19 protein-coding genes are annotated in these 23,710 nt (G+C 74.0%); 7 read left to right on the top strand and 12 right to left on the bottom strand.

All coding sequences use genetic code 11. The features are described 5' to 3' along the window. Window positions 1–27 precede the first annotated feature (27 nt). On the bottom strand, window positions 28–1,677 hold the full coding sequence (locus ACWC5C_RS06895) for a DNA repair helicase XPB (RefSeq protein WP_450874437.1): 1,650 nt from the start codon (window positions 1,675–1,677) through the stop codon (window positions 28–30). 209 nt (window positions 1,678–1,886) lie between these two features. Between ACWC5C_RS06895 and ACWC5C_RS06890 the strand changes: the two genes are divergently transcribed. Further along, window positions 1,887–2,633, top strand: a complete 747-nt coding sequence (locus tag ACWC5C_RS06890) for a VanZ family protein (protein WP_450874436.1) — start codon at window positions 1,887–1,889, stop codon at window positions 2,631–2,633. Between the two features lie 56 nt (window positions 2,634–2,689). On the opposite strand, the gene ACWC5C_RS06885 is transcribed toward ACWC5C_RS06890, so the two are convergent. Continuing rightward, the gene (locus ACWC5C_RS06885) at window positions 2,690–5,632 is read right to left on the bottom strand and encodes a helicase-associated domain-containing protein (protein WP_450874435.1); all 2,943 of its coding nucleotides are present in this window, start codon (window positions 5,630–5,632) and stop codon (window positions 2,690–2,692) included. Window positions 5,633–5,746: 114 nt separating this feature from the next. On the opposite strand from ACWC5C_RS06885, the gene ACWC5C_RS06880 reads away from it, so the two are divergent. After that, the gene (locus ACWC5C_RS06880) at window positions 5,747–7,027 is read left to right on the top strand and encodes a hypothetical protein (RefSeq protein WP_450874434.1); all 1,281 of its coding nucleotides are present in this window, start codon (window positions 5,747–5,749) and stop codon (window positions 7,025–7,027) included. A gap of 656 nt (window positions 7,028–7,683) precedes the next feature. Here the strand turns inward: ACWC5C_RS06880 and ACWC5C_RS06875 are convergent. From ACWC5C_RS06875 to ACWC5C_RS06865, 3 genes are read right to left on the bottom strand one after another with little or no spacing between them, the layout of a single operon-like run. Then, a complete protein-coding gene (locus ACWC5C_RS06875; protein WP_450874433.1) occupies window positions 7,684–8,538 on the bottom strand; it encodes an ABC transporter ATP-binding protein in 855 nt (284 codons plus the stop codon). After that, window positions 8,535–9,641 carry a FecCD family ABC transporter permease gene (locus tag ACWC5C_RS06870; protein ID WP_450874432.1) on the bottom strand — a complete coding sequence of 369 codons (1,107 nt, stop codon included), beginning with the start codon at window positions 9,639–9,641 and terminating at the stop codon, window positions 8,535–8,537. The genes ACWC5C_RS06875 and ACWC5C_RS06870 overlap by 4 nt, the downstream gene beginning before the upstream one ends. After that, on the bottom strand, window positions 9,638–10,672 hold the full coding sequence (locus ACWC5C_RS06865; protein ID WP_450874431.1) for a FecCD family ABC transporter permease: 1,035 nt from the start codon (window positions 10,670–10,672) through the stop codon (window positions 9,638–9,640). Before ACWC5C_RS06865 ends, ACWC5C_RS06870 begins: the two co-directional genes overlap by 4 nt. Window positions 10,673–10,775: 103 nt before the next feature. Here ACWC5C_RS06865 and ACWC5C_RS06860 point away from each other — a divergent pair, with 103 nt between their 5' ends. Next, on the top strand, window positions 10,776–11,411 hold the full coding sequence (locus ACWC5C_RS06860; RefSeq protein WP_450874430.1) for an HAD family hydrolase: 636 nt from the start codon (window positions 10,776–10,778) through the stop codon (window positions 11,409–11,411). Between the two features lie 9 nt (window positions 11,412–11,420). Here the strand turns inward: ACWC5C_RS06860 and ACWC5C_RS06855 are convergent, their stop codons facing one another. Further along, a complete protein-coding gene (locus ACWC5C_RS06855) occupies window positions 11,421–11,723 on the bottom strand; it encodes a hypothetical protein (protein ID WP_450874429.1) in 303 nt (100 codons plus the stop codon). A 146-nt stretch (window positions 11,724–11,869) separates the two neighbouring features. Here ACWC5C_RS06855 and ACWC5C_RS06850 point away from each other — a divergent pair, with 146 nt between their 5' ends. Next, window positions 11,870–12,253, top strand: coding sequence for a cold-shock protein (locus tag ACWC5C_RS06850; RefSeq protein WP_385446112.1), 384 nt, complete (start codon window positions 11,870–11,872; stop codon window positions 12,251–12,253). A 104-nt stretch (window positions 12,254–12,357) separates the two neighbouring features. On the opposite strand, the gene ACWC5C_RS06845 is transcribed toward ACWC5C_RS06850, so the two are convergent. The 4 genes from ACWC5C_RS06845 to ACWC5C_RS06830 all read right to left on the bottom strand — a co-directional run bounded on the left by ACWC5C_RS06845 (window position 12,358) and on the right by ACWC5C_RS06830 (window position 16,224). Beyond that, window positions 12,358–13,224, bottom strand: a complete 867-nt coding sequence (locus tag ACWC5C_RS06845; RefSeq protein ID WP_450874428.1) for a 1,4-dihydroxy-6-naphthoate synthase — start codon at window positions 13,222–13,224, stop codon at window positions 12,358–12,360. Continuing rightward, window positions 13,221–14,048: a futalosine hydrolase gene (locus ACWC5C_RS06840; RefSeq protein ID WP_450874427.1), complete on the bottom strand. Its 828-nt coding sequence runs from the start codon at window positions 14,046–14,048 to the stop codon at window positions 13,221–13,223. Before ACWC5C_RS06840 ends, ACWC5C_RS06845 begins: the two co-directional genes overlap by 4 nt. 65 nt (window positions 14,049–14,113) lie before the next feature. Continuing rightward, window positions 14,114–14,620 carry a hypothetical protein gene (locus ACWC5C_RS06835; protein WP_450874426.1) on the bottom strand — a complete coding sequence of 169 codons (507 nt, stop codon included), beginning with the start codon at window positions 14,618–14,620 and terminating at the stop codon, window positions 14,114–14,116. 80 nt (window positions 14,621–14,700) lie between these two features. Continuing rightward, on the bottom strand, window positions 14,701–16,224 hold the full coding sequence (locus ACWC5C_RS06830; RefSeq protein ID WP_450874424.1) for an MFS transporter: 1,524 nt from the start codon (window positions 16,222–16,224) through the stop codon (window positions 14,701–14,703). Window positions 16,225–16,616: 392 nt separating this feature from the next. Between ACWC5C_RS06830 and ACWC5C_RS06825 the strand changes: the two genes are divergently transcribed. Both ACWC5C_RS06825 and ACWC5C_RS06820 read left to right on the top strand, forming a co-directional pair. Further along, on the top strand, window positions 16,617–17,534 hold the full coding sequence (locus ACWC5C_RS06825; RefSeq protein WP_450874422.1) for a DUF3027 domain-containing protein: 918 nt from the start codon (window positions 16,617–16,619) through the stop codon (window positions 17,532–17,534). A 544-nt stretch (window positions 17,535–18,078) separates the two neighbouring features. Next, window positions 18,079–21,372 carry a sacsin N-terminal ATP-binding-like domain-containing protein gene (locus ACWC5C_RS06820; RefSeq protein WP_450874705.1) on the top strand — a complete coding sequence of 1,098 codons (3,294 nt, stop codon included), beginning with the start codon at window positions 18,079–18,081 and terminating at the stop codon, window positions 21,370–21,372. Window positions 21,373–21,417: 45 nt separating this feature from the next. Here the strand turns inward: ACWC5C_RS06820 and ACWC5C_RS06815 are convergent, their stop codons facing one another. After that, window positions 21,418–22,236: an SAM-dependent methyltransferase gene (locus tag ACWC5C_RS06815; protein ID WP_450874420.1), complete on the bottom strand. Its 819-nt coding sequence runs from the start codon at window positions 22,234–22,236 to the stop codon at window positions 21,418–21,420. Between the two features lie 195 nt (window positions 22,237–22,431). Here ACWC5C_RS06815 and ACWC5C_RS06810 point away from each other — a divergent pair, with 195 nt between their 5' ends. Continuing rightward, window positions 22,432–23,190, top strand: a complete 759-nt coding sequence (locus ACWC5C_RS06810) for a calcium-binding protein (RefSeq protein WP_450874418.1) — start codon at window positions 22,432–22,434, stop codon at window positions 23,188–23,190. Between the two features lie 61 nt (window positions 23,191–23,251). Here the strand turns inward: ACWC5C_RS06810 and ACWC5C_RS06805 are convergent, their stop codons facing one another. Further along, window positions 23,252–23,512 (bottom strand): DUF2530 domain-containing protein, encoded by a 261-nt coding sequence (locus ACWC5C_RS06805; RefSeq protein WP_450874416.1) that lies wholly within the window; start codon window positions 23,510–23,512, stop codon window positions 23,252–23,254. Window positions 23,513–23,710: the final 198 nt, after the last annotated feature.

The following is a 23,710-nucleotide window of genomic DNA, read 5'->3' as shown; positions in this document are numbered from 1 at the left end:
CAGTGAGCGCGCCCGGCTCGGGCCTCGTCAGACGTCCTCGTCCGCGAGCAGCGCGCTCGCGTCCACGATGCGGTACGCGTACCCCTGCTCGGCCAGGAAGCGCTGGCGGTGGGCCGCGAAGTCCTGGTCGATCGTGTCGCGCGCGACCACCGAGTAGAAGACCGCCGGGTGGCCGTCGGCCTTCGGGCGGAGCACCCGGCCGAGGCGCTGGGCCTCCTCCTGGCGGGAGCCGAAGGTGCCGGAGACCTGGATGGCGACCGTGGCCTCGGGGAGGTCGACGGAGAAGTTGGCGACCTTAGAGACGACGAGGACGGACAGCTCGCCCTGGCGGAAGGCGTCGAACAGCTTCTCGCGCTGCGCGTTCGTCGTCTCGCCCTTGATGACGGGCGCGTCCAGATGGTCGCCCAGCTCGTCCAGCTGGTCGATGTACTGGCCGATGACCAGCGTCTGCTGCCCCTTGTGCTTGGCCACCAGCGCCTCGGTGATCCGCTGCTTGGACGCGGTGGTGGCGCAGTAGCGGTACTTCTCCTCGGTCTCGGCCGTCGCGTACGCAAGCCGCTCGGTCTCGGTGAGGTTGACGCGGACCTCGACGCAGTCGGCGGGCGCGATGTAGCCCTGCGCCTCGATCTCCTTCCAGGGCGCGTCGAAGCGCTTGGGGCCGATGAGGGAGAAGACGTCGGACTCGCGGCCGTCCTCCCGTACGAGCGTGGCGGTCAGGCCGAGGCGGCGCCGCGCCTGGAGGTCGGCCGTGAACTTGAAGACCGGCGCGGGCAGCAGATGCACCTCGTCGTAGATGATCAGCCCCCAGTCGCGGGAGTCGAACAGCTCCAGATGCGGGTAGATGCCCTTCCGCTTGGTGGTGAGCACCTGGTACGTGGCGATGGTGATCGGGCGGATCTCCTTGCGCGTACCGCTGTACTCGCCGATCTCCTCCTCGGTGAGGGAGGTGCGGCGCACCAGCTCGTGCTTCCACTGGCGGGCCGAGACGGTGTTGGTGACCAGGATCAGCGTGGTCGACTTGGCGGTGGCCATCGCACCCGCCCCGACCAGCGTCTTTCCGGCGCCGCAGGGCAGGACGACGACGCCCGAGCCGCCGTGCCAGAACCCCTCGACGGCCTGCTGCTGGTACGGGCGCAGCGCCCAGCCGTCCTCGTGGAGGTCGATGGCGTGCGCCTCGCCGTCCACGTAACCGGCCAGGTCCTCGGCGGGCCAGCCCAGCTTGAGCAGCGTCTGCTTGATCTGCCCGCGCTCGGAGGGGTGGACGACGACCGTGTCCGGGTCGATACGGGCCCCGACCAGCGGCTGGACCCGCTTCGACCGCAGGATCTCCTCCAGCACCGGGCGGTCGCTGGTCTCCAGGACCAGACCGTGGGTGGGGTGCTTGAGGAGGCGCAGCCGCCCGTAGCGGGCCATCGTCTCGGCGACGTCGACGAGCAGGGCGTGCGGTACGGGGTAGCGGGAGTACTCCACGAGCGCGTTGACGACCTGCTCGGCGTCGTGCCCGGCGGCGCGGGCGTTCCACAGGCCGAGCGGGGTCAGCCGATAGGTGTGGATGTGCTCCGGCGCGCGCTCCAGCTCGGCGAACGGCGCGATGGCGCGGCGGCATGCTTGCGCCTGCTCGTGGTCGACCTCCAGCAGGAGCGTCTTGTCGCTCTGGACGATGAGCGGTCCGTTCACGCGCCTGAGTCCTTCCGTGTCGCCGGGGGCCATCGTGTTGCCGGGGCCAAACACCTAGTGTCCCTCATCGGCCGGGCCGGGCGGAGGGCCACAGGGATACTCCGCACGGCTAGGGGCAACCGGGAGCACAGGAGGGCCAGAACGACAGTGGGAGGTCGGTCCGTGTGGTCAGCGTCGCTTGGTGGGAGAGCTGGCGGAGTGCGGCGGGTGTGAAGACGAAGAGTGCGACGCCGAAGGGGGCGGCGCCTAAGGGGGCGGCAGGGAAGGGCGGGGCGAAGACCGTGCCGAAGGGCGGGGCGAAGAGTACGGCCAAGGCCAAGCCCAAGGTCACGCCCAAGCCCAAGGTCACGCCCAAGGCCGCACCGAAAGGCGGGGCGAAGGGCGCGGCCAAGCCCAAGGCCACGGCCAAGCGCGTCCCCCGCAAGAAGGCGCCCAGGACGCCCGTGGCGCCGTCGGCGCCGTTGCAGCGTGATTCGTTCGGCTCCCGCGTGGCCCGCACCCTGGTGCTGCTGCTGGCGTTCGTCTGCATGGTCGGGTTCGCGGCGGCGCTCGCCAAGGCCACGCTCGTGCCGTCGCCGGGGTCCAGCGACCTCGTGCACACCAATCTGCGGCCGGGCGATTCGCTGCGCGCCTACCTCGACCAGCCCGCCATCCGGGACACGGTCAAGCAGATCGGCGGCAACGTGCTGCTCGGCACGCCCTTCGGGGTGCTGCTGCCGATGCTCGTACCGAAGGCGCGGGGCGCGGTGCGGGTGGTGCTGGTGACGTCCCTGGTGATGGTGCTGGTCGAGATCGCTCAGGGCGCGATCGTCGAGGGCCGGGCCTTCGACATCGACGACGTCATCCTGAACACGTCGGGCGCGCTGCTCGGCTACTTCCTGATCGGCCGCCGCCTCGGTCACGCCCTCCACCCGCGCCGCCGTCACTGGTGGCAGCGGGGGCGCACGTCCGCTTAGCCAGGCTTGTCCTAACCCGGCTTGTCCTAACCCGGCTTGTCCTAACCCGGCTTGTCCTAACCCGGCTCGTCGGCCAGTTCCGCGACGCCCGTGATGCGGTGGAGGGGGTACGTACGGACCTCGTCGGCGGTGTGGTCGTACGCGGTGACGTAGCCGCCCTCGACCCGGACCGGGGCGATGACGCGCTGGCTGGCGGCGCCGTCCGCGTTGACGTAGCCGATCCAGACGGCGGAGCCGGTCAGGGCCGCCGCCTGCATGGTGGCGAGCGTGTCGGCGGAGGTGGTGCGGGGGAGGCGGCCGCCGGTGGTGGCACCGGTGGCGCCTTCGCCGTCGGTGGTGGCCGGGGGCTTGTGGGGTGCGGTCGCGGCGAGGTCCCCGGCGCGGATGGCGCGTACCGCCGCGCCCAGCAGGGTGGTGTCGGGGACGGGCGGGCCGTCCGGCACCGGGGCGGGGGCCGTACGGGGCGGGGTGCGCTGGGCCTCGGCGCGGGTGACCAGGACGTCGCCCTCGGCGGATTCGGCGGCCGGTGCGTAGCCCATGGCGCGCAGGCCCTCCAGCAGCGCGTCCGGCGGCGCCTGGGCGGCCAGCACGGTGGGGGCGAGACGGCGCAGCCGCAGGCCTGCGGAGCGGCGGTCGGCGAGGATCTCGGCGAGCAGCGCCTCGTCGTCGCAGCGCAGATAGGCGGAGGCCGCGCCGATGCGGAGGTGGCCGTGCTTACGGGCGATGTCGTCGATCAGGTACGAGAGGGGCTGCGGCACCGGGGTGCGGGAGTGCGCGGCGAGGAAGGTGTGCAGGTCGTCGGCGGCCTGCCCGGCGTCGAGCGCGCGGCGTACGGAGGCGGGGGTGAACCGGTAGACGGTCGCGCCGCCCTTGGACTCGACCTCGGCGAGGATGCCGAGCGCGTCGGCGAGCGGCCGCTCCAGCGGGCCGGGCGCGACGGCGGTCAGGTCGGCCTGGAGGAGTACGTGGTCGAGCGGTTCGGGGAGGAGCGGGGCGAGCAGCCGGGCCGCCTGGGCGGCGAGCGCGGCGGCCTCGGCGGGGGTGGTGGCGGGTGGCTCGGAGGTGGCGTCGGCTGCTGCCGCCTCGGCGGTTCCGGCTGCCGAAGCCATCGCTTCGGCGGCGGCCGGGCCCAGGAGCGCGCGGCCGTGGGCCGAGAGCGCGGCGCGGCCCGTGACGCCGAGCATTTCGGCCTCGCTGAGGGTCCAGCGGGCCAGCCGCGACCGTAGATCGTCCCGGGTGGTGGGGGAGGAGGCGGCCGGATCTGCCGCTCCGGCGGCGCCCCAGCTCCCGGCGCTCCAGCTCCCGGCGCTCCAGGTCCCGGTGGCTCCCGTAATCCCGGCGCCCCTGGCGCCCGCAGAGCCCGCAGCGGTTCCCGTGGTCCCGGCACCCGTGGTGACGGCGGCCGTTCCGGCGGCCCCGGCGGCCCAGGTCCCGGTGGCTCCCGTAACCCCGTCGGCCGTGGCACCCGATCCGGCGCGGCCCGTGGCTCCCGCGCCCCGGCCGCCCGCAGGGCCCGTTGCCCCCGTGCCCCCGGCGGGCCTGGCCCCGGCCGGGCCCGCCGCGCCCACTGGGCCTCGGTGGGCCGGGCGTTCCCACCGCAGGCGGGTCAGCAGCGCGTCCGGGTCGGGGGCGGCGCCGGGCGGGAGGGCGGCGAGGAGTCCGAGGACCCGGCGGCGGACCTCGGGGGCCGGGGAACGGTCCAGGTCGGCGCCGAGGGCGGAGAGCGTACGGCCCCTGGCGTCACGGCCGCCGACCAGGCCCGGCGTACGGGTCGCGGCGAGCCAGGCGGTGGCGAGGGCGGCCCAGCGTTCCTCGGCGGGCAGCCGCAGCCAGTCGTCGTACGCGGGGGTGGGCGCGTACCGCTCGTCGGTCTCGCCGTCCGAGGCCAGCAGCCCGGTCGCGTACGCCAGCTCGATCCAGAAGGCGGCCACCGGTTCGGAGACGTCGAGCGCGACGGCGGTCCGCTTGAGTTCGCGCACGCTCAGGCCGCCCGCGCGCAGCACGGGCGGACCGGCGCTCTCCCATTCGCCCAGCAGCTCCTCGATGGTGGCCAGGGCGGTGAACGCCTGCCCCGCCGCGGCTTTGTCCACAGCCTGTGGATCGTGTTGCGCGGCGGACGCCAGCGGCGGGGCCACCGGCTCGGGTTCGCGGTGGGCGCGGCCGCCGCGCAGATGCAGGGCGACCTCGCGGGGGAGGACGACGTTGCGCGGCCCGGACGGCAGCAGCAGTCCGCGGTCCAGCAGCCAGGCGACGGGCGGCGTGGGGGAGGCGACGGACACCTCGCCGTACGGAGGGCCCCAGGTCAGCTTGGCGAGCACGGCGGCCGCGTCGTCGGGGGCACCGGCGAGCAGCGCGGCCATCCGGTCGCGGTCGTTGAACAGCTCGGTCAACGCGGCGACGGCCGTCACCGGATCGTGGGTGGCCGCCAGCCCGGCCGCCGTCAGCAGTTCCTGCAACCGCCCCGGCGACATCCCCGCCGTGGCCTCGTGCACGGTGGGCCCGAGCCCGGTCGGCGACGGTGAGGCGGGCGAGGGCGCCAGAAGCTCCCGCGCGGTACGGACGAGCCGCAACCGGTCGTCCCCACCCCAGACCAGCGCCTGCGCCCGCAACGTGGCCACGGCCCGGGGCAGCTCGGCGGCGATGAGGTCGGCGGTGGCCTTGCCCTCCGGGGTGGGGGCGCCCGTCATCAGGGCGTGCAGGGTTTCGTACGGGCAGGGGTCCGGGGCTACGGCCAGGGCCTCGGCCGTCTGGAGGGCGAAGCGGTCGAGGCGTTCCACGGCTCGTACGACCGAGGCGCGGGTGCCCGCTCGGGTGGCGAGTTGGGTGAGGTCGCCCGGGACCGGGGACAGCAGGTCGGGGCGGGCGCGCAGCAGGGCGGCCAGCGCCTCGTCGGGGCGCGTGCGCAGCTCCTCGGCCAGGGTGCGGGGCGCCGCGCGGCCGCTGGCGTCTGGGCCGGTCCCTGCGGTCACGCATGCCTCCCGATTACGCGAGCTGCTCATTCGATCCACAGTACCCGGGGGTGCCGGGCGTCGGGGGTGCGGCGGAATCCAGCCTCCGCACGGTACCGTCGGAGCCGTCTGGCAGGCCGACCGTGCGCATTCTCAGGGGTCTTGGTGGGGATCGAGAGCGAAAAGCTCGTCTACGACTATCTGAGCCGTGTCGGGGACCTGGCTCAGCAGCAGGGGCTGCCGTCCGGTGAACGGATGCGGCTGGTCTCCGGGCTGCGGGCCGATATCGATCACCGGCGGTCGACGGGCGGTTCGGACAGCGCGGCCGGGGTGAAGCGGATTCTGTCCAAGCTGGGCACGCCCGCTGAGGTGGTCGCCGCCGCGGGCGGGCGGCCGTCCGGCGGGGAGGGTGCCGAGGGCGGCGGGGACGGCGGCGAATCGGTCGGCGGAGGTACGCGTACCTCGGGCGCGGCGCGGGCCGCCCGCGACAAGCTGGCCGGGCTCGCCGAGCGCACCGGGCTCAGCAACAAGGTCCCCTCGCCGCGCGAGCCGAACGGGCCGAACGGGCCGAACGGGCCGAACGGGCCGAACGGGCCGAACGGGCCGAACGGGCCGAACGGTACGCAGGACACTCCTGTCTCCTTCGCCAAGCACACGCCCGTCACGCCCGTCACGCCCGACACCCCCGAAGCGCCCCCGGCCCCCCGCCGTTGGTCCGGGCCCCATCTGGCGGGCCAGGACGAGTTGGGCCCGCGCGAGTCCAACCCCGACTGGTGGCATGTGGAGCCGGGCCCGTTCGCCCAGCCCGAGCATCAGGACGGCCAGTTTGGCTTCGTCGAGGGCTTCGTCGGCGGCATCGAGCTGCCCGAACTGCTCGGCAACGGCAAGACGGTCGAGCAGGAGCAGCAGGAACAGCGGGAGAAGCGGGAGAAGGAGGAGGCCGAGAAGCGGGCGGCGGAGGAGGAGGCGGCCGAGGCGGAAGAGGCCGCCGCGGCGGAGAAGGGGAAGGGGCCTCGGCGGCGCGGCCTGATGCGCCGCGCCCTGCTCGGCCCCGGCAAGTCCGCCGCCGCTGAGGGCGACACCGGCAAGGCGGCCCGGGCCGGTTGGGCGGCGGGGCTCAGCCCGGTGCTGCTGCTCGCGATCGTGCTGCTCATCGCGGGTGCCGTGATGGGCAACGTCGTCGTGCTCGCCTTCGGCTGGGTGCTCACGTACGCCACCGGCAAGCTGTCCCGCGCCGAGGCGAAGTGGGCGGTGATGGGCATGCCCGGCCTGGTGGTGGTCGGGGCGATGGTCTGGCTGTGGGGCCGGGCCAGCGGCAAGTGGGGCGACCGGATCCCGGAGGACGGGATGAAGGACGTGCTCACCGAGACCTGGCCGGTGGCCGTGCGCGGCGCGGCTGTCGCCACGGTGCTGTTCCTGGTGTGGCGGGCCCGCCGTAAAGGCTGAGCGGTCAGCCGGGCAGCCGGGCAGCCCGGCCGCCAGCCCGCCTGCCTGCCCGGTCGTCAGCGTGGCCGCGAGCCCGCCCGCCCGGCCGCGAGCCCGCCCGCCAGCCCGCGAGTCCGGCGGTCAGCCTGCTCACCCGGCCGCCAGCCCGCCTGCCAGCCCGGTCGTCAGCCCGGCCGCCCGGGGCTGTCAGCGCGGCCGTGAGCCCGCCCGGCTGTGAGCCGGGCCATCCGGCCGTCAGCCCGGCCGCGAGCCCGCCCGCCAGCCCGCGAGTCCGGCCGCCCGGCCGCCAGCCCGCGAGTCCGGCGGTCAGCCCGGCCGCCAGCACGCCTGCCTGCCAGCCCGGTCGTCAGCTTGGCCGCCTGGGGTTGTCAGTGCGGCCGTGAGCCCGCCCTCCCAGCCGCCAGCCCGCCCGGTCGCCCGGTGGCCAGCCCGCGAGTCCGGGCGCCCGCCCTGCCATGAGCCCGGCCCTCCGGCCGTCAGCCCGTGAGCCCGCCAGCCCGCGAGCCCGGCCGTCCGCCCTGCCGCCCGCCCGGTCGTCAGACCGAGAGTCCGGCGGTCAGCCTGCTCACCCGGCCGCCAGCCCGCCAGCGCGCCCGCCTGCCCATCCGGCCGCCAGCCCGCCAGCGCGCCCGCCTGCCCATCCGGCCGCCCGGCCGTCAGCCGTGCTCCGCCTTGGCTGGCGCGTCCGCTACGGCGTCGTCCGTCGCCCGCCATGGTGCGCCCGGGACGACCAGGGGGCTGCCCGTCACCGGGTCCGGTACGACGACCGACTCCAGCCCGAACACCTCCCGCACCAGCTCCGCCGTGACCACCTCCGACGGGCGCCCGCGCGCGACGACGCGGCCCGCCTTCATCGCGATCAGGTGGTCCGCGTACCGCGCCGCCTGGTTGAGGTCGTGCAGTACGGCCACCACCGTGCGGCCGCGCTCGTGGTTGAGCTGGCGGACCAGGTCCAGCACCTCCACCTGGTGGGAGATGTCCAGGTACGTCGTCGGCTCGTCCAGCAGCAGCAGACCCGTCTCCTGCGCGAGCGCCATCGCGATCCAGACGCGCTGCCGCTGGCCGCCGGACAGCTCGTCCACCAGCCGGTCGGCGAGCGCCGCCACATCCGTACGCTCCATCGCGTCGCCGACCGCGCGCTCGTCCTCGTCCGACCACTGCTGCCACCAGTGCTGATGCGGCTGGCGGCCGCGTGAGACGAGGTCGGCGACGGTGATCGCGTCGGGTGCGACCGGGGTCTGCGGGAGGAGTCCCACGGACTGGGCGATCTTCTTGGTGGGGATGCGGGCGAGGTCCGTCCCGTCGAGGAGCACGGCGCCGCCGCGCGGCTTGAGGAGGCGGCCGAGGGCGCGCAGCAGGGTGGACTTGCCGCAGGCGTTGGGGCCGACGATGACCGTGACCTCGCCGTCGGGTATCACCAGGTCGAGGCCGTCCACGACGGTCCGGTCCTCGTAGGCGAGGGTCAGCTCGCGGGCGGCGAGCCTGCCGGACGCGAAGGGTGTTGCGGTCATGCCGTCGTGCCTCCGTTGCGGCCGCTGCGGCGCCGTCCGCCGGACGTCAGCAGCAGGTAGATCAGATACGGGGCGCCGACCGCGGCGGTCAGCACCCCCACTGGCAGTTCGGTCGGCGCGAACGCCTTGCGCGCCAGCAGATCGGCGGCGACGACGATGAACGCGCCGGTCAGCGCCGAGCAGAGCAGCGGGATCTGCGCGGTACGGGTCATCCGGCGGGCGATCTGCGGGGCGAGCAGCGCCACGAAGTCGACCGGGCCCGCCGCGCCCGTCGCCATCGCGGCGAGGACGATGCCGAGGGTGGCGAGCCCGAGCCGGACCCGCCCGAGCCGTACGCCCAGCGCGGTCGCCGTGTCATCGTCCATCGAGACGGTGCGCTGCGCCCGCGCCGCCCACAGGACGGCGGGCAGCAGGAACAGCAGCGCCCAGCCGAGCGGGGTGGCCACGTCCCAGCCGCGCCCGTTGAGGGAACCGGTCATCCACACCTTGGCCTGCTGCGCGACGAGATAGTCGCCCTTGGTGAGGAACAGCTGTGTGATGGAACGGAGCGCGACGGCGACGCCGATGCCGATGAGGACGAAGCGGGTGGCCTGGAGGCCGCCGCGCCAGGCGAAGACGTAGACGAGGGCGGCGGCGGCCAGGCCGCCCGCGACGGAGACGTACGGCAGCACGCCGAAGGCGGTCACCCCGTACGTCATCGCCCCGACCGTGACCGCGCTCGCGCCCTGCGTGACGCCGATGATGTCGGGGCTGGCGAGCGGGTTGCGGGCCACGGTCTGGATGAGCGCGCCCGCGATGCCGAAGGCCGCGCCGACCAGCAGGCCGAGGGTCATGCGGGGGAGGCGGAGGGTGCCGACGACGAGGTCGTTCGGGGTGGGCTGGCCGATGCCGTACTGGGTGTGCAGGACGGCCCGCACGGCGTCGCCGGGGGCGATGAAGCTCTCGCCGAGGCACAGGTACGCGACGCATGCGGCCGCCGTGGCGGCGGCCAGCGCGAGCGCGACGACGGCGGCGCGGCGGTGCAGCAGGAACGAGGCGCGGGGGCCGGTGCGGAGGAGGCCGTAGCCGGGGGGACGGGTGCTGGTGCTCTCAGCCGCGCTCATGCCGTCACCGTCCTGCGCCGCACCAGCGTGACCAGGAACGGGACGCCGAGCAGCGCCGTCATCACACCCGCCGGAACCTCGCTCGGCGGGAAGACGAGCCGCCCCACCACGTCCGATATCAGCAGCATCACCGGGCCGATCAGGGCCGCCATCGGCAGCACCCAGCGGTGGTCCGTCCCCACCATCGCGCGCGCGATGTGCGGTACGGCGAGGCCGACGAAGGCGATCGGGCCCGCGGCGGCGACACCGACGCCGGTGAGGACCGTCGTGCCGAGGGCCGCGAGGACGCGGACGACCGCGATGTTCTGGCCGAGCCCCTTCGCGACGTCCTCGCCGAGCGCGAGCGCGTCCAGGCCTCGGGCGACCGAGGCCACCAGCACCGTGCCCACCAGCAGGAACGGCCAGATCTGGCCGAGAATGTCGGCGTCGCGCCCGGCCAGCGAGCCGATCTGCCAGAACCGGAACTCGTCCAGCGCCGCCGCCTTCGTCGTCAGTACCCCCGAGGTGACGGACACCAGCAAGGCATTCACGGCGGCCCCGGCCAGCGCGAGCTTGACCGGGCTCGCGCCGCCCCGCCCGCCCGCGGCGATGGCGTAGACGGCGACGGAGGCGAGGCCCGCGCCCGCGAAGGCGAACCACACGTACCCGGAGAGCGTGTGCACCCCCGCGAAGGCGATCGCGAGCACGACCCCCACCGACGCGCCCTGGCTGGTGCCGAGCACGCCGGGGTCGGCGATCGGGTTGCGGGTGACGCCCTGCATCACGGTGCCCGCCATGGCGAGGGCGGCGCCGACCATCAGGCCGATGACGGTACGGGGCAGCCGCAGCGAACGGACGATGTCGGCGGCGTCGCTCGTACCCCCGTGCAGCAGCGCGTCCACGACCTGGCTCGGCGCGATCGGGCGGCTGCCGAGCGCGAGGCTGAGCAGCACCGCGAAGAGGAGGGCGACGACGGCCGCGGCCGTCCAGCCGACGCGGCGCCGGACCAACGCGGCTCTGGGACTTCGGCTGCTGGCCCGGTCGGCAGACATCGGTTCCGTTCGGTCCGTTCGTTCACTAGTTCGTTCGTTCGGTTCTCGCGCGTGAGATCGACGCAGGTAAGGCGACGCTTAGTGTATGCAAGGGGCAGGCACAATGACGGGCATGGCTGCATCGAGCACTCCCGCCCTGACCGTCGGCTTCGACCTCGACATGACGCTCATCGACTCGCGCCCCGGCATCAAGGCCGCCTACGAGGAATTGTCCGCCCGGACCGGGACCTACATCGACGCCGACCTCACGATCACCCGGCTCGGCCCGCCGCTGGAACAGGAGCTGGCGCACTGGTTCCCGGACGAGCGGATCGAGGAGATGGGCGAGCTGTACCGGTCGCTCTACCCGGACTTCGCGATCGCCCCGACCCTCGCCATGCGCGGCGCCCGCGAGGCGATAGCGGCGGTGCAGGAGGCGGGCGGGCGCGCCATCGTCGTCACGGCGAAGCACGAGCCGAACGCCAAGCTGCACCTGACCCACCTGGGCATCGAGGCGGACGCGGTCGTCGGCTGGCTGTGGGCGGAGGCCAAGGCGGAAGCGCTGCGCGAGTACGGGGCGTCGGTGTACGTCGGCGACCACACCGGTGACGTACGGGGCGCGCGGACGGCGGAGGCGCTGTCGGTGGCGGTCGCCACGGGGCCGTGCGCCGCGGCGGAACTGCGCGAGGCGGGGGCGGACGTCGTGCTCGACGACCTGACCGCGTTCCCGGCGTGGCTGGCGGGCCACACCGCGAAGTAGCTACGACGATTACTGGGCCGCGCGGTTGACCCGTGCGGCCTCCCGCCGCTGCGCCGCGATCGACTTCAGCATCCCGGCCGCCGCGAGGGCGAAGCCGACGCCCATCAGCATGCAGACGAAGTACGCCACCGACGGCAGCGGATCGGCGCCCAGGAACAGGGGCGCGACGGTCGCGAGGGTGGCGATCGCGCCGATGGCGAAGACGATCACGCCGATGCGGACGAGCCGGTCGCCGGGGGCATTGTCGGTGGTTCCGGGGCGCGGGGTTTCGTTGCTCACCGCACCAGGGTAGATCGGTGCCAGAGCGCGCATACCAACTACCCGGAACCACCCGGGTACGTCTTGTCACCAGGCTCGGGACCATTAGCCTTGGTGGTGGCGGGTCTTACGACCCGCTGTAGTGCTATCCAGAGCTGTTTTTCCGTGTTTTCCGACGAGCGACGAGGACGAGGACAGACGTGCCTACCGGCAAGGTCAAGTGGTTCAACAGTGAGAAGGGCTTTGGCTTTCTCTCCCGCGATGACGGCGGCGACGTCTTCGTGCACTCGTCGGTGCTTCCGGAAGGCGTGGAAGCGCTGAAGCCGGGGCAGCGCGTTGAATTCGGTGTTGTCGCGGGAAACCGCGGTGACCAGGCGCTTTCGGTAACGCTCCTCGACCCGACACCGTCCGTGGCGGCCGCCCAGCGGCGCAAGCCGGATGAGCTGGCGTCGATCGTCCAGGATTTGACCACGCTGCTGGAGAACGTGACGCAGCAACTGGAGCGCGGCCGTTATCCCGACAAGACACACGGCCACAAGATCGCGGGGATGCTGCGGGCGGTGGCGGACCAGCTCGACGTATGAGGCGCATGAGGCGTAAGCGCCACCGCATCCGCTGAGCGACGTAAAAACGAACGTAGAAGCGAACGCGGCAGTGAACGCAGCGGCGAACGCAGTGGCGAACGGAATTACGCGAATTCCAGCGCGTCCGGGCCGAGGGGCGGTACGAGTCCCTCGGCCGCCGCGCGGGTGAGCAGTCCGCGCACCGCCGCGTAGCCGTCCTCGCCGAGGTCCGCGGTGAACTCGTTCACGTACAGCCCGATGTGCTGGTCCGCGACGGCCGGGTCCATCTCCTGGGCGTGCTCCAGGACATACGGACGCGACGCCTCCGGGTCGTCCCAGGCCATCCGGACCGACGTACGGATCGTCTCGGCCAGCTCCCGCAGCCGCTCCGCGCCCAGCGAGCGCTTGGCGATGATCGCGCCGAGCGGGATGGGCAGTCCGGTGGTCAGCTCCCAGTGCTCGCCCATGTCGGCGAGGCGGTGCAGGCCGTAGTTCTGATAGGTGAACCGGGCCTCGTGGATGACGAGTCCGGCGTCGACCAGGCCGTCCCGTACGGCGGGCATGATCTCGTGGAACGGCAGCACCCGGATCTCCCCGACCCCGCCCGGCACCTCGGCGGCGGCCCAGAGCCGGAAGAGCAGATACGCGGTCGAGCGCTCGCTCGGCACGGCGACCGTCTTCCCCGCGAGGTCCTTCGCCCCACCCGGCTCCCGGGTGAGCACCAGCGGACCGCAGCCGCGCCCGAGCGCGCCGCCGCACGGCAGCAGCGCGTACTCGTCCAGCACCCAGGGGAGCACCGCGTACGACACCTTCAGCAGGTCGGACTCGCCGCGCTCGGCCATCCCGTTGGTGATGTCGATGTCGGCGAACGTGACGTCGAGCGAGGGCGCGCCCGGGACGCGGCCGTGGGCCCAGGCGTCGAAGACGAACGTGTCGTTCGGGCAGGGCGAGTAGGCGATCGAGAGCGGCTGTGCTGCCGACTGGGGGGTCACTGCTGGGTTCCTTCCACGTGCGACGGGGTGCGGAGGGCGGTGGCGAGCGCGGGTACGGCCCGGGTGAACGTCTCCGCCAGGGCGTCGAGCGCGTCGCCGATGCGCCAGGCCGCCCGGTCGCGCGGGCCGACCGCGTTGGAGACGGCCCGTACCTCCAGTACGGGAACGGACTGGGCGGCGGCCGCCTCGGCCACCCCGAAGCCTTCCATCGCCTCGGCGGCGGCGCCCGGATGGCGCCGCAGCAGCGCGGCGGCCCGCTCAGCGGTGCCGGTCACGGTCGAGACGGTGAGCACGGTACCGCGTACGGCCCCGGTAGCCCCGGTAGCTCCGGTAGCTCCGGTAGCTCCGGTAGCTCCGGCGACGGCGGCGACGAGCGCGGGCGGTGGCCGGTGTTCGACGGTCCCGAAACCCAGATCGGTGACGGCGGCGAAGCCGTCGGGGGTCTCGGCCCCCAGGTCGGCGGCGACGATGGCTTCGGCGACCACGACCGAGCCCAGCGGGGCGCGGGGCGCGAAGCCGCCGCCGATACCGGCCGATACGGCGAGGTCGTACGGCGTCCCCTGGACGGCCGCGACGGTCAGCGCGGTGGCGGTCCCGGCCGCCGCGGCGGCCGGGCCGACCCCGGCGGCGAGCACGTCGACGGTGAGCGGCGGCCCGCCGGGGCCGCCCGCCCGCATCCGGTGCAGCACCCCGCCGGGCACGGGTACTTCAGCCGCTTCAGCCGCTTCAGCCGCTTGGGCTGGGGCAATGGCGTCCGCCGCACCGCATCCGCGCACCACGGCGTCCCGTTCGGCGGGGACGGCGGTGACGATCAGTACGCGCATCAGCGCCTCCCGGCAGTCGTGCCGTGTGCCGTGTGCCGCAGGTTGAACGGTGGGACGAGGTGACGTCAGCTGTCCCGTTCGAGCTTGAAGCGCCAGATGCCCTTCACGCTCTGGCTGCCGCCGCCGAGCTGGGCGACCGTGATGGTCACGCTCTTCGACATGGTGGTCTGCCCGGTCTGCGGGTTCTGCTGCGCGAAGAGCTGGTCGCTGTCGAAGCTGCGGTACGTCTCCTTGCTCGCTTCGGCCATGACCGGGCTGTTGGCGATCAGGCCCCAGCTGGATTCGGCGATCTCCGGGTCCACCCCGAGCCGCACCTTGTCCCCGGCGCCCACCTTGACGGTGTGGGCGGGCTTGGCGGTCAGGCACTTCTTGAACGTGGCCTGAGCGAGGTTCTCGCCGTCGCCGAAGCAGCCCTTGCTGGCCTCCGCCGTCACGGTGCTGGAACCGACCGTCACCGTCGCCAGCGGCGTCGGCTTGTCGCAGGCGGAGAGGGCGATGAGCCCGAGGGCAACGGCGCAGGCGGCGGTGGTGGCCCGGCGGCCCTTGCCCCTGGAAAACAGCGCAGCGGTCATGCGGGCAGGTTATCGGGCCCGCCCGGCCGCGCGGCGCCGGGGTGGCGGATCAGCGGCGCGGGCCACGCCGACCCGGTGCGTCATGCCACCCGGGGGTGCGCGGTGGTGTGCCGGGCGGCGGACAGCAGTCCCCGGACGCTCAGGGCCACGCCCAGGGCGATCATCGTCGCGGCCGCCGCCATGCCCACCACCCCGCTCAGCGGCAGCGAGATGCCCACCGCGCCCCCGGCCACCCACGCCATCTGCAGGGTGGTCTCGGAGCGGGAGAACGCCGACGTGCGGACCTCCTCGGGCACGTCCCGCTGGATCAGCGCGTCCAGCGACAGCTTGCCCAGCGCCATCGAGACGCCCGCGGTGGCGGCCACCGCGGTGACCGTCACCACGCCGTACAGCACCGCCGAGAAGACGATCACGCCGAGGGCCGAGGTCAGCACCACCGCGATGATCCGCTCCGGGCCGCGCTCCCGCAGCCAGGCGCCGATCACCGTGCCCAGCGCGTTGCCGCCGCCCGCCGCGACGACGACCAGGCCGAGCGAGAACTCGGGGGACAGCCCGCCCACCGGATGCTCGCGGAGCAGGAAGGCGAGGAAGAGGGTGAGGAATCCGGACAGCGCCTTGAGCGAGGCGCAGGCCTGGAGGGCGTGCAGGACGGACGGGCCGACGGTCCGGAGCCCCGGCTTCCGGGTGCCGCGCCCGCCGAACGCCCCGCTGAACCACCGGCCGAACCGGCCCCTGTCCTTGCCTGGGTTCGGCGTCGGGTTCGGGTTCGGGGCGGCGACCGTCACCACGCCGGGCACGGGTTTCGGCCGCGCCGCTCGGTGCCCGCCCGCCCGGTGCCCGCCCCCTCGGTGTCCGAAGTGGTGGTGCTCGCCCGAGGTCAGCCGCGCCTTGGCCTCGCCCTTCGACGAATCCACCTTGTGCGGCAGCGTGAACGACAGGAACGCCCCGCCCATGAAGACCACGAACGCCCCGTACAGCGGCCAGCCCGGCCCCAGCTGATGCAGCCCGGCGCCCACCGGGGCCGCCACGCCGGTGGCCAGCAGCCCGGCCAGGGTCACCCGGGAGTTCGCCTTGACCAGCGAGAAGCGGGGCGGCAGCAGCCGCGGTACGACGGCCGATCTGACGACCCCGTACGCCTTGGACGCCACCAGCACGCCCAGCGCCGCCGGATACAGTTCGAGGTCGCCGTCGGCCACCGCGCCCGCCATGGTCAGCGCGAGCAGCGCGCGGGTCAGCATCGAGCCCGCCATCGCCGCGCGGCGGCCGTGCGGGATGCGGTCCAGCAGCGGGCCGACCACGGGCGCGAGGACGGCGAACGGGGCGAGGGTGATCGCCAGGTAGAGGGCGACCCGGCCGCGTGCCTCGTCCGTCGGGACGGAGAAGAAGACCGTCGAGGCGAGGGCGACCGTGATCAGCATGTCACCGGCCGAGTTGACCGCGTGCAGCTCGATCAGCTTGCCGAGCCCGGACTCGCCCGCGCCATGCGCGTGGGTCGCCCGCCGGATGCCGCGGCCGGTCGCGGTGAACGGCAAGTGGAGCGCGCGGCCGAGCAGACGGCCCGATCGTCTGATCGGACCGCCATCGTGGAACCGCGTTGCTGCCACCCGACCATGGTGCCGCCAAGCTGCCCGCAACGTGAGACCTACGACGGCTTTCCGGCCAAGGCGTCCTCTTCTCTCACCCGCGCATCCCCCTTCTGGCCAGCGAAAACGACCTTCAGGCGGGTGTTTCCACGAACGCCGGACATGAGACGGGGGTGGGGGCGGCGCGGCCGGACAAGGTAGCGTGCTTTACGCGCCACCCACGGTCGTTCCTGGCCATGCGCCGAGTCGCTGTCCCGCAGAATGGGACGTACAAGGTGCGCCCGAGGCCGGATCGGGTGTGGACGTCGACGCGGTCCTACGGTCCGCTCCGTCCGCAGTCCCGCCGTCCGGCCGTACGGCTGGCGCACTCGTCAAACGACGGCTGAGACGGCGTGGAAGAGAGAATCGATCCTGTGAGTGCTGCGATGCGGAGCCGTACCCCCGACCGCCTGTGCGCCGAGGCGGTCGAACTCGCCCGCGAGGCGGCGGCGGAAGCGGCCCACCCCGGAACGGTCGGTGAGTACGTGGAGGCGGTCGCCGAGGGCGACCGCGTCGTCACGCATTTCTTCGAGAGCGCCGAACCCGGCTATCGCGGCTGGCGCTGGGCGGTCACCGTCACCCGCGCCTCCCGCGCGAAGATCGTCACCCTGGCCGAGACGGTGCTGCTGCCCGGCTCCGACGCGCTGCTCGCCCCGGAGTGGGTGCCGTGGAGCGAGCGGCTCCGCCCCGGCGACATGGGCCCGGGCGACCTGCTCCCCACCGAGGCCGAGGACCTGCGCCTGGAGCCCGGCTACACGGGCGAGGACGCCCCGCCGCCCAACTCCGCCGTCTCCGAGGAGATGCAGCAGCTCGCGGCGGTGGAGGAGGCCGACGTGACGCCCGGTCCGCCGTCCGCCGAACCGGCCGCGCCCGTCACCGGCACCATCGCGGCCCTCGCCGAGGAGCTGGGCATGCGCCGCGCCCGGGTGCTCTCCCGCTACGGGCTGCACGTCGCCGCCGACCGCTGGGACGAGGCGTACGGCGCCAAGGCCCCGATGGCGCAGGCGGCCCCCGGCACGTGCGTGACCTGCGGCTTCCTGATGCCGCTCGCGGGCTCGCTGCGGCAGGCGTTCGGCGTGTGCGCCAACGAGTTCAGCCCGGCGGACGGCCGGGTGGTCTCCCTGGCCTACGGCTGCGGCGCCCACTCCGAGGCGGCGGTCATGCCCAAGCCCCCGCGCCCGGCCGAGCCGGTGATCGACGAGACCCTCGTCGAGCCCATGCCCCTCCACCCGGACCGCACAGGCGGCTCGGTGGAACCGGACGCCCCGGCGGAGGAACTGGGCCACTCCTGACCCAGGACCCGGCGCCCCGCCCGGGCGCCCCGGCCCCGAACCTCCCGGGCACCCGTCCCCCGGGCGCCCCGACTCCCGGACCTCCCGATCGCCCCGGCCCCCGGGCGAGCCGGTCGCGCAGCCCGCACCGGTCGCGCCCACCGGCCCCGCTGCGCCCGACGCCCGCCCCGGGCGCGGGGCAGCGGACGTAGCGCCGTTCGCGTCCACCCTGCTGAGCCCCCGGCCGAACCGGCCGCGCCCGCTCCACCGGCGTGCCACCGCGAACCGCCCCAGCGCGTCCGCAAGGCGCGCCCCCGCGCTCGGGGCGCGCGCCTGCCGTGGGGCCGGGGCCCAACCGCCGTGTCGCTGGCGCCCGCCGCGCTGAGCACCCAGCCGAACCGGTCGCCCACCGGCGTACCCCGCGGCGCGTCCGTGAGGTGTCCCCGTGCTTGCCGGGGGAGGGCGGGACGCGTGCGGGGGGTGGATGGGGGTACGTTCGCGGTCTAGCAATGTGGAATGTGGCGGCACCCACAGGACCCGGAGGCGATACGTGAGCAGCACGGCGATGGTGCGGGGCGCGACCGAGGACGCGGATCCCTTCGGGACCGCGCGGCTGCGGCGCGGCGTGCTGGACGCCTGGGCCGCGTCGCCCGCCCGGTTCCGGGAGGACGCCAACGCCGAGGAGGACCTGGCGCTCGGCGGGCACCGGGACCGGCTGGTCGTGGAGCTGGCGCAGAACGCGGCCGACGCCGCCGCCCGGCTCGGCGTGCCCGGGCGGCTGCGGCTGACGCTGCGTCCGGCGACCGACGGGGAACCGGCCGTGCTGGTCGCCGCCAACACCGGGGCCCCGCTGGACGCCGCCGGGGCCGAGTCGCTGTCCACGCTGCGCGCGTCGGCCAAGCGGGACGAGGACCCCGGGCGGGCCGTGGGCCGGTTCGGCGTCGGGTTCGCGGCGGTGCTCGCGGTGAGCGACGAGCCCGCGGTGGTGGGCCGTTCCGGCGGGGTGCGCTGGTCGCTGGCGGAGGCCCGCGAGCTGGCCCACAAGGCGGCGCTGCGCAGCCCCGGCCTCGCCGATGAGCTGCGCCGCCGCGATGGTCACGTACCGCTGCTGCGGCTGCCGCTGCCCGCCGAGGGCTCCGCGCCGGAGGGGTACGACACGGTCGTGGTGCTGCCGCTGCGCGACGGCGCCGCGCTGGACGTGGCGGAACGGCTGCTGGCGGCGGTCGACGACGCGCTGCTGCTGACCCTGCCGGGGCTGGCCGAGGTCGTGGTCGAGACGGTCGAGGGCGTACGGACGCTGCGGCGCGGCGAGGAGGGGCCGTACGCGGTCATCGACGATGACAACGACCACGGCGAGACGGAGCGACGTACTACGCGCTGGCGCACCGAGCGCGCCAGCGGGCAGCTCGACCCGGAACTGCTCGCCGACCGCCCGGTGGAGGAGCGGCTGCGCCCGGTGTGGTCGGTGACCTGGGCGGTGCCGGTGGACGCCGAGGGCGCGCCGGTGCGGCCCGCGACGGCCCCGGTCGTGCACGCGCCGACGCCGACCGACGAGCCGCTGGGGCTGCCCGCGCTGCTGATCGCCTCGTTCCCGCTGGAGCCCACCCGCCGTCACACCGCGCCCGGCCCGCTCACCGCCTTCCTGGTGGAGCGCGCGGCCGAGGCGTACGCGACGCTGCTGCGCGACTGGCACCCGGTGGGGACGGGCACGATCGGCCTGGTCCCGGGCCCGCTGGGCAAGGGCGAGCTGGACGGGGAGCTGCGGGCGCGGGTGCTGGAGCGGCTGCCGAGGGTGCCGTTCCTGCCGAGCGCGGCCGCGCCGGACACCCTGGAACCGGAATCCCCGGCGGCCGAGGCGGACGCGGGCTTCGGCTGGGACGACGCGATCCTCGCGCGCGGCACCTTCGAGGGCGAGCCGTACGCGCTGCGCCCGCGCGACGCGGAGCTGGTGGAGGGCGCGGGCGCGGAGACCGTGGAGGTGCTGGCCGAGCTGTTCCCGACGCTGCTGCCCGCCGGGCTTGAGCGGCGCCAGGAGCTGCGGGCGCTGGACGTGGCCCGGGTGCCGCTGGGCGAGGTGATCGACCGGCTGGCGGGCGTCGAGCGCGCCCCGGTCTGGTGGCGGCGGCTGTACGACGCGCTGGCTGGGACCGACCCGGACCGGCTGAGCGGGCTGCCGGTGCCGCTGGCGGACGGCCGGACGACGGTCGGGCCCCGGCAGGTGCTGCTTCCGCTGCCGGGCGACGTCGACGCAGGGACCGGGACCGAGAGCGACGGCTCGGCGGGCGAGACCCACCGCACGCTGGCCCGCCTCGGCCTGAAGGTCGCGCATCCGGAGGCCGCGCATCCGCTGCTGGAGAAGCTGGGCGCGACCCCCGCCACCCCGCGCGCCGTGCTGCGGACCCCGCAGGTGCGGGCCGCCGTCGCGCATTCGCTGGAGGCGGAGGACGAGTACGACCCGTTCGCGGAGGAGGGCGGGGCGCCCGGCGCCGCGCTGGACCCGGACACCCTGGCCGACACCGTCCTCGGCCTCGTCCAGCAGGCCCGGCTGGCGCCCGGCGACGAGCCGTGGCTGGCCGCGCTCGCGCTGCCGGACGAGGACGGGGAGCTGGCGCCCGCCGGTGAACTGGTTCTCCCCGGCGGCGCCTTCGAGCAGGTGATGCGGGAGGGCGAGCTGGCCGCGTGCGACGCGGACCTCGCCGAGCGCTGGGGCGAGCAGCCGCTGTCCGCGGTGGGCGTGCTGGCCGGTTTCACCCTGGTCCGGGCCACCGATGTGGTGCTGGACCCGGACGAACTGGAGCCGCGCGAGGGCGACTTCGCCGAGCCCGACGACGTCGGCGTGCTGGACGCCGTGGACGTGTGGTGCGAGGACGCGCTCGACCGGCTGCCGGAGACCCCGGTTCCGCCGGTGGCCACCGAGATCGTCGCCGTGCGCGACCTGGACCTGGTGGACGACGACGCCTGGCCGCGCGCCCTGGCGATGCTCGCCCAGCCGCCGCTGCGCGACGCCCTGACCCAGCGGGTGCGGGTGCTGCTGCCGGACGGCACGACGGAGTCGGTGCGCTCGTACACCGCGTGGTGGCTGCGCGGCCACCCGGTGCTGGACGGCCGCCGCCCCGCCGGGCTGCGCGCCGCCGGGGGCGACCCGCTGCTGGCCGGGCTGTACGAGCCGGTGGACGCGGCCGGGTTTGAGGACGAGCAGGTGCTGCGGGCGCTCGGCGTACGGACGTCCGTGGCGGCGCTGCTGGACGAACCGGGCGGCGCGGCCGAACTGCTGGCGCGGCTGGCCGACCCGGACCGCCCGGTGACCTCGGCCCAGCTGCACGCGCTCTACGGCTACCTGGCCGACCTCGACCCCGATCAGGTCACGCTGCCGGACGAGCTGCGCGCCGTGGTGGACGGCGAGCCTCGGGTGGTCGACGCGGACGGGGTGCTGGTCGCCGACGCGCCAGACCTGATGCCGCTGGCCGAGGCGGACGGCCGCGCCCTGCTGCCGGTGCGCCCGGCGCGGGCGGCGGACCTGGCGGAGCTGTTCCAGGTGCGGCGGCTGAGCGAGGCGTATCCGGCCCAGGTGACCTCGCGGGGCGAGACGTACGAGGTCCCGGCGGCGGTCCGCGAACTGCTGCCGGACGCGCCGCTGTCGTACGTCGAGCACGAGGAGCTGCTGATCGAGGGCGGCACCGAGCTTGACTGGCGCTATGTGAGCGGACCCGATGCCACCCTGCACGCCTCGACGGTGGAGGGCGTGGCGGCGGGCCTGTCCTGGGCGGCGGGCCACTGGTCCCGCCGCTTCGAGGTGGCCGCGCTGCTGGAGGACCTGAGCCGCACGGAGGAGCTGGCCCGGGCCCGCTGGTTCGACTAGAGCTATGAGCTAGAGCTAGAGCTAGAGCTAGAGCTACGACGAGCCTTACGGCTTGCGGGCCACGCCCGCGTAGATCCACAGGTCCAGGGCCTCCGCCGAGGCCCTGGACCGCTCGTTCTCCGGGCGCCAGCGGTGCGGCATCACGACGCCGGGTTCGACCAGCTCCAGGCCGTCGAAGAACGGCAGGATCTCCTCGTAGGTGCGCCCCTGGACGTGGATGCCGCTGGCCCGGTAGAGCCGGGTGACCGCGTCGGAGACCCCGCCCCGGGGGTCGAGCGAGCCGTGCGAGAGGACCAGATAGCTGCCGGGGGCCAGCGCCTCGACCAGCTGCCGCACGATGTCGTACGGCTTCTGCTCGTTCGCGATGAAGTGCAGCACCGCGTTGAGCGACAGCGCGACCGGCTGGCTCATGTCGAGCGTGTCGTGCAGCTCTTCGGCGGCCAGGATGCCGGTCGGGTCGGTGATGTCGGCGTGCATGTACGCGGTGCGGCCCTCGGCGGAGGAGAGCAGCAGGGCCTGGGCGTAGGCCAGCACGATGGGGTCGTTGTCCGCGTAGAGGATCCGCGCGTCCGGGGCCGCCTTCTGGGCTATCTGGTGGAGGTTGGGCTCGGTGGGGATGCCGGTGCCGACGTCGAGGAACTGCCGGATCCCCGCCTCGGCGGCCAGCCAGTGGGTCGCCCGGTGCATGAACGCCCGGTTGGCGCGGGTCCACGGCTTGACGGCGGGCCAGACGGCCTCGACCTGCCGGGCGGCCTCGGTGTCGGCGGCGTAGTGGGTCTTGCCGCCCAGGAAGTAGTCGTACATGCGGGCCGAGTGCGGCTTGCTGGTGTCGATTTCGGCGGAGCGAAAACGGTGACCGGTCATACCGCGCATGTTACTGAGCGGTTGGGCGTCATAGCTGACGCTCCCTCAACTTTAAGCCTCCGTGAAGCTCCGATGATGTTGTGAACACCAGGTGAAAATCGTACAGTTGCGCCACACTCGGCTCCAAGTTCGCGTCGGTGTCCATCTCGACGCAGGTCAACGCGGCGGAGCCGCTTCATCTTGTGGGGGATACAGATGCGCAAGCGCATGAGCTTCGCCGTGCTCGCCACCGCGACCGCGGCCGCTCTCGGGGGGCTCGCCGCACCGGCGGCACAGGCGGCCGGTTCCGGCGACACGACGATCACCAAGGTGTCGGTGGGCAACGCCGTCCTCGGCACCTCGGGCGCCAAGACCTTCACCGTCTCGGTGACGGCGAAGGACGACTCGGGCATCCAGGGCGCCGACCTGTACCTGGAGGGCCCGTCGTACGGGTATGCGACCCCGACCGGCGCCGTGAAGTGCGCCGCCGTGGCCGGTGACCCGACCACCTCGACCTGCAAGGCGACCTTCATCCTGGACCCGCAGGTCGACTTCATCGACAACAGCGTGGCGGGCCGGTGGTACGCCGCCGTGTGGGTCGACGCCAAGGACGGCGACTATGTGACCTCCGACAAGGCCGGGTCCTTCGCGGTGCAGCGCGCCGCGAAGCTGACCGTCAACGCCGCGCCGGAGCCGGTCAAGAAGGGCAAGACCATCACGGTCACCGGCGCCCTGACCCGCGCCAACTGGGAGACCGGGAAGTACGGCGGCTACACCGTCCAGCAGGTGAAGCTTGAGTTCCGGAAGGCGAACAGCTCCACGTACACCGCCGTGAAGACGGTGAAGTCCGGCAGCGGGGGTGCGCTCAAGACGACCGTCAAGGCGGCCCAGGACGGCTGGTTCCGCTGGAACTTCGCGGGCACCAGCACCACCCCGCCGGTGAAGGCGGGCGGCGACTACGTGGATGTGAAGTAACACACGCCGAGAAATAAGGGAGCCGGGCCGCCGCCGTCGGTGGCGGCCCGGGTCTTGCTGGTCAGTCGCTGGCGCTGTTCTCCGATGAGCGCTTGATCGCCGCTTCCCGCGCTCGTACGTACCAGATGCCGATCAGTCCGAGTCCGGCCCCGGCCAGGCAGGTCCACAGCCACCACAGATGGCCATGGTCGGCGTACCAGCCGTAGAACGGGAGCTGGGCGAGGAAGAGGACGAACCACACGAGGGTGCCGCCGATGATGGTGGCGACGACGTTGCCCTCCAAGGGTGCAGGCGCTTCGTGCCGGGGTGTCCACTTCGTCATGTGGCCAGCTTACGGGGGCGCTGGCCGGGGGCTTCGAGCGCGCTGTCGGGCGTGCTGTCGGGTGCGCTGCCGGGCAGGATGGCGGACGCGGTTTGGTGTTCCGCGATTCATATATTCATACTGAACCGTTCTGGGTCTGGGTGGAATGTCCTGTGCGATCCTCCAAGAGGCCCGCTTCCCGAAGTTCACCACCTCTGG

Source organism: Streptomyces sp. NPDC001700 (assembly GCF_053596435.1).
This window is presented reverse-complemented; position numbering and strand designations above follow the sequence as displayed.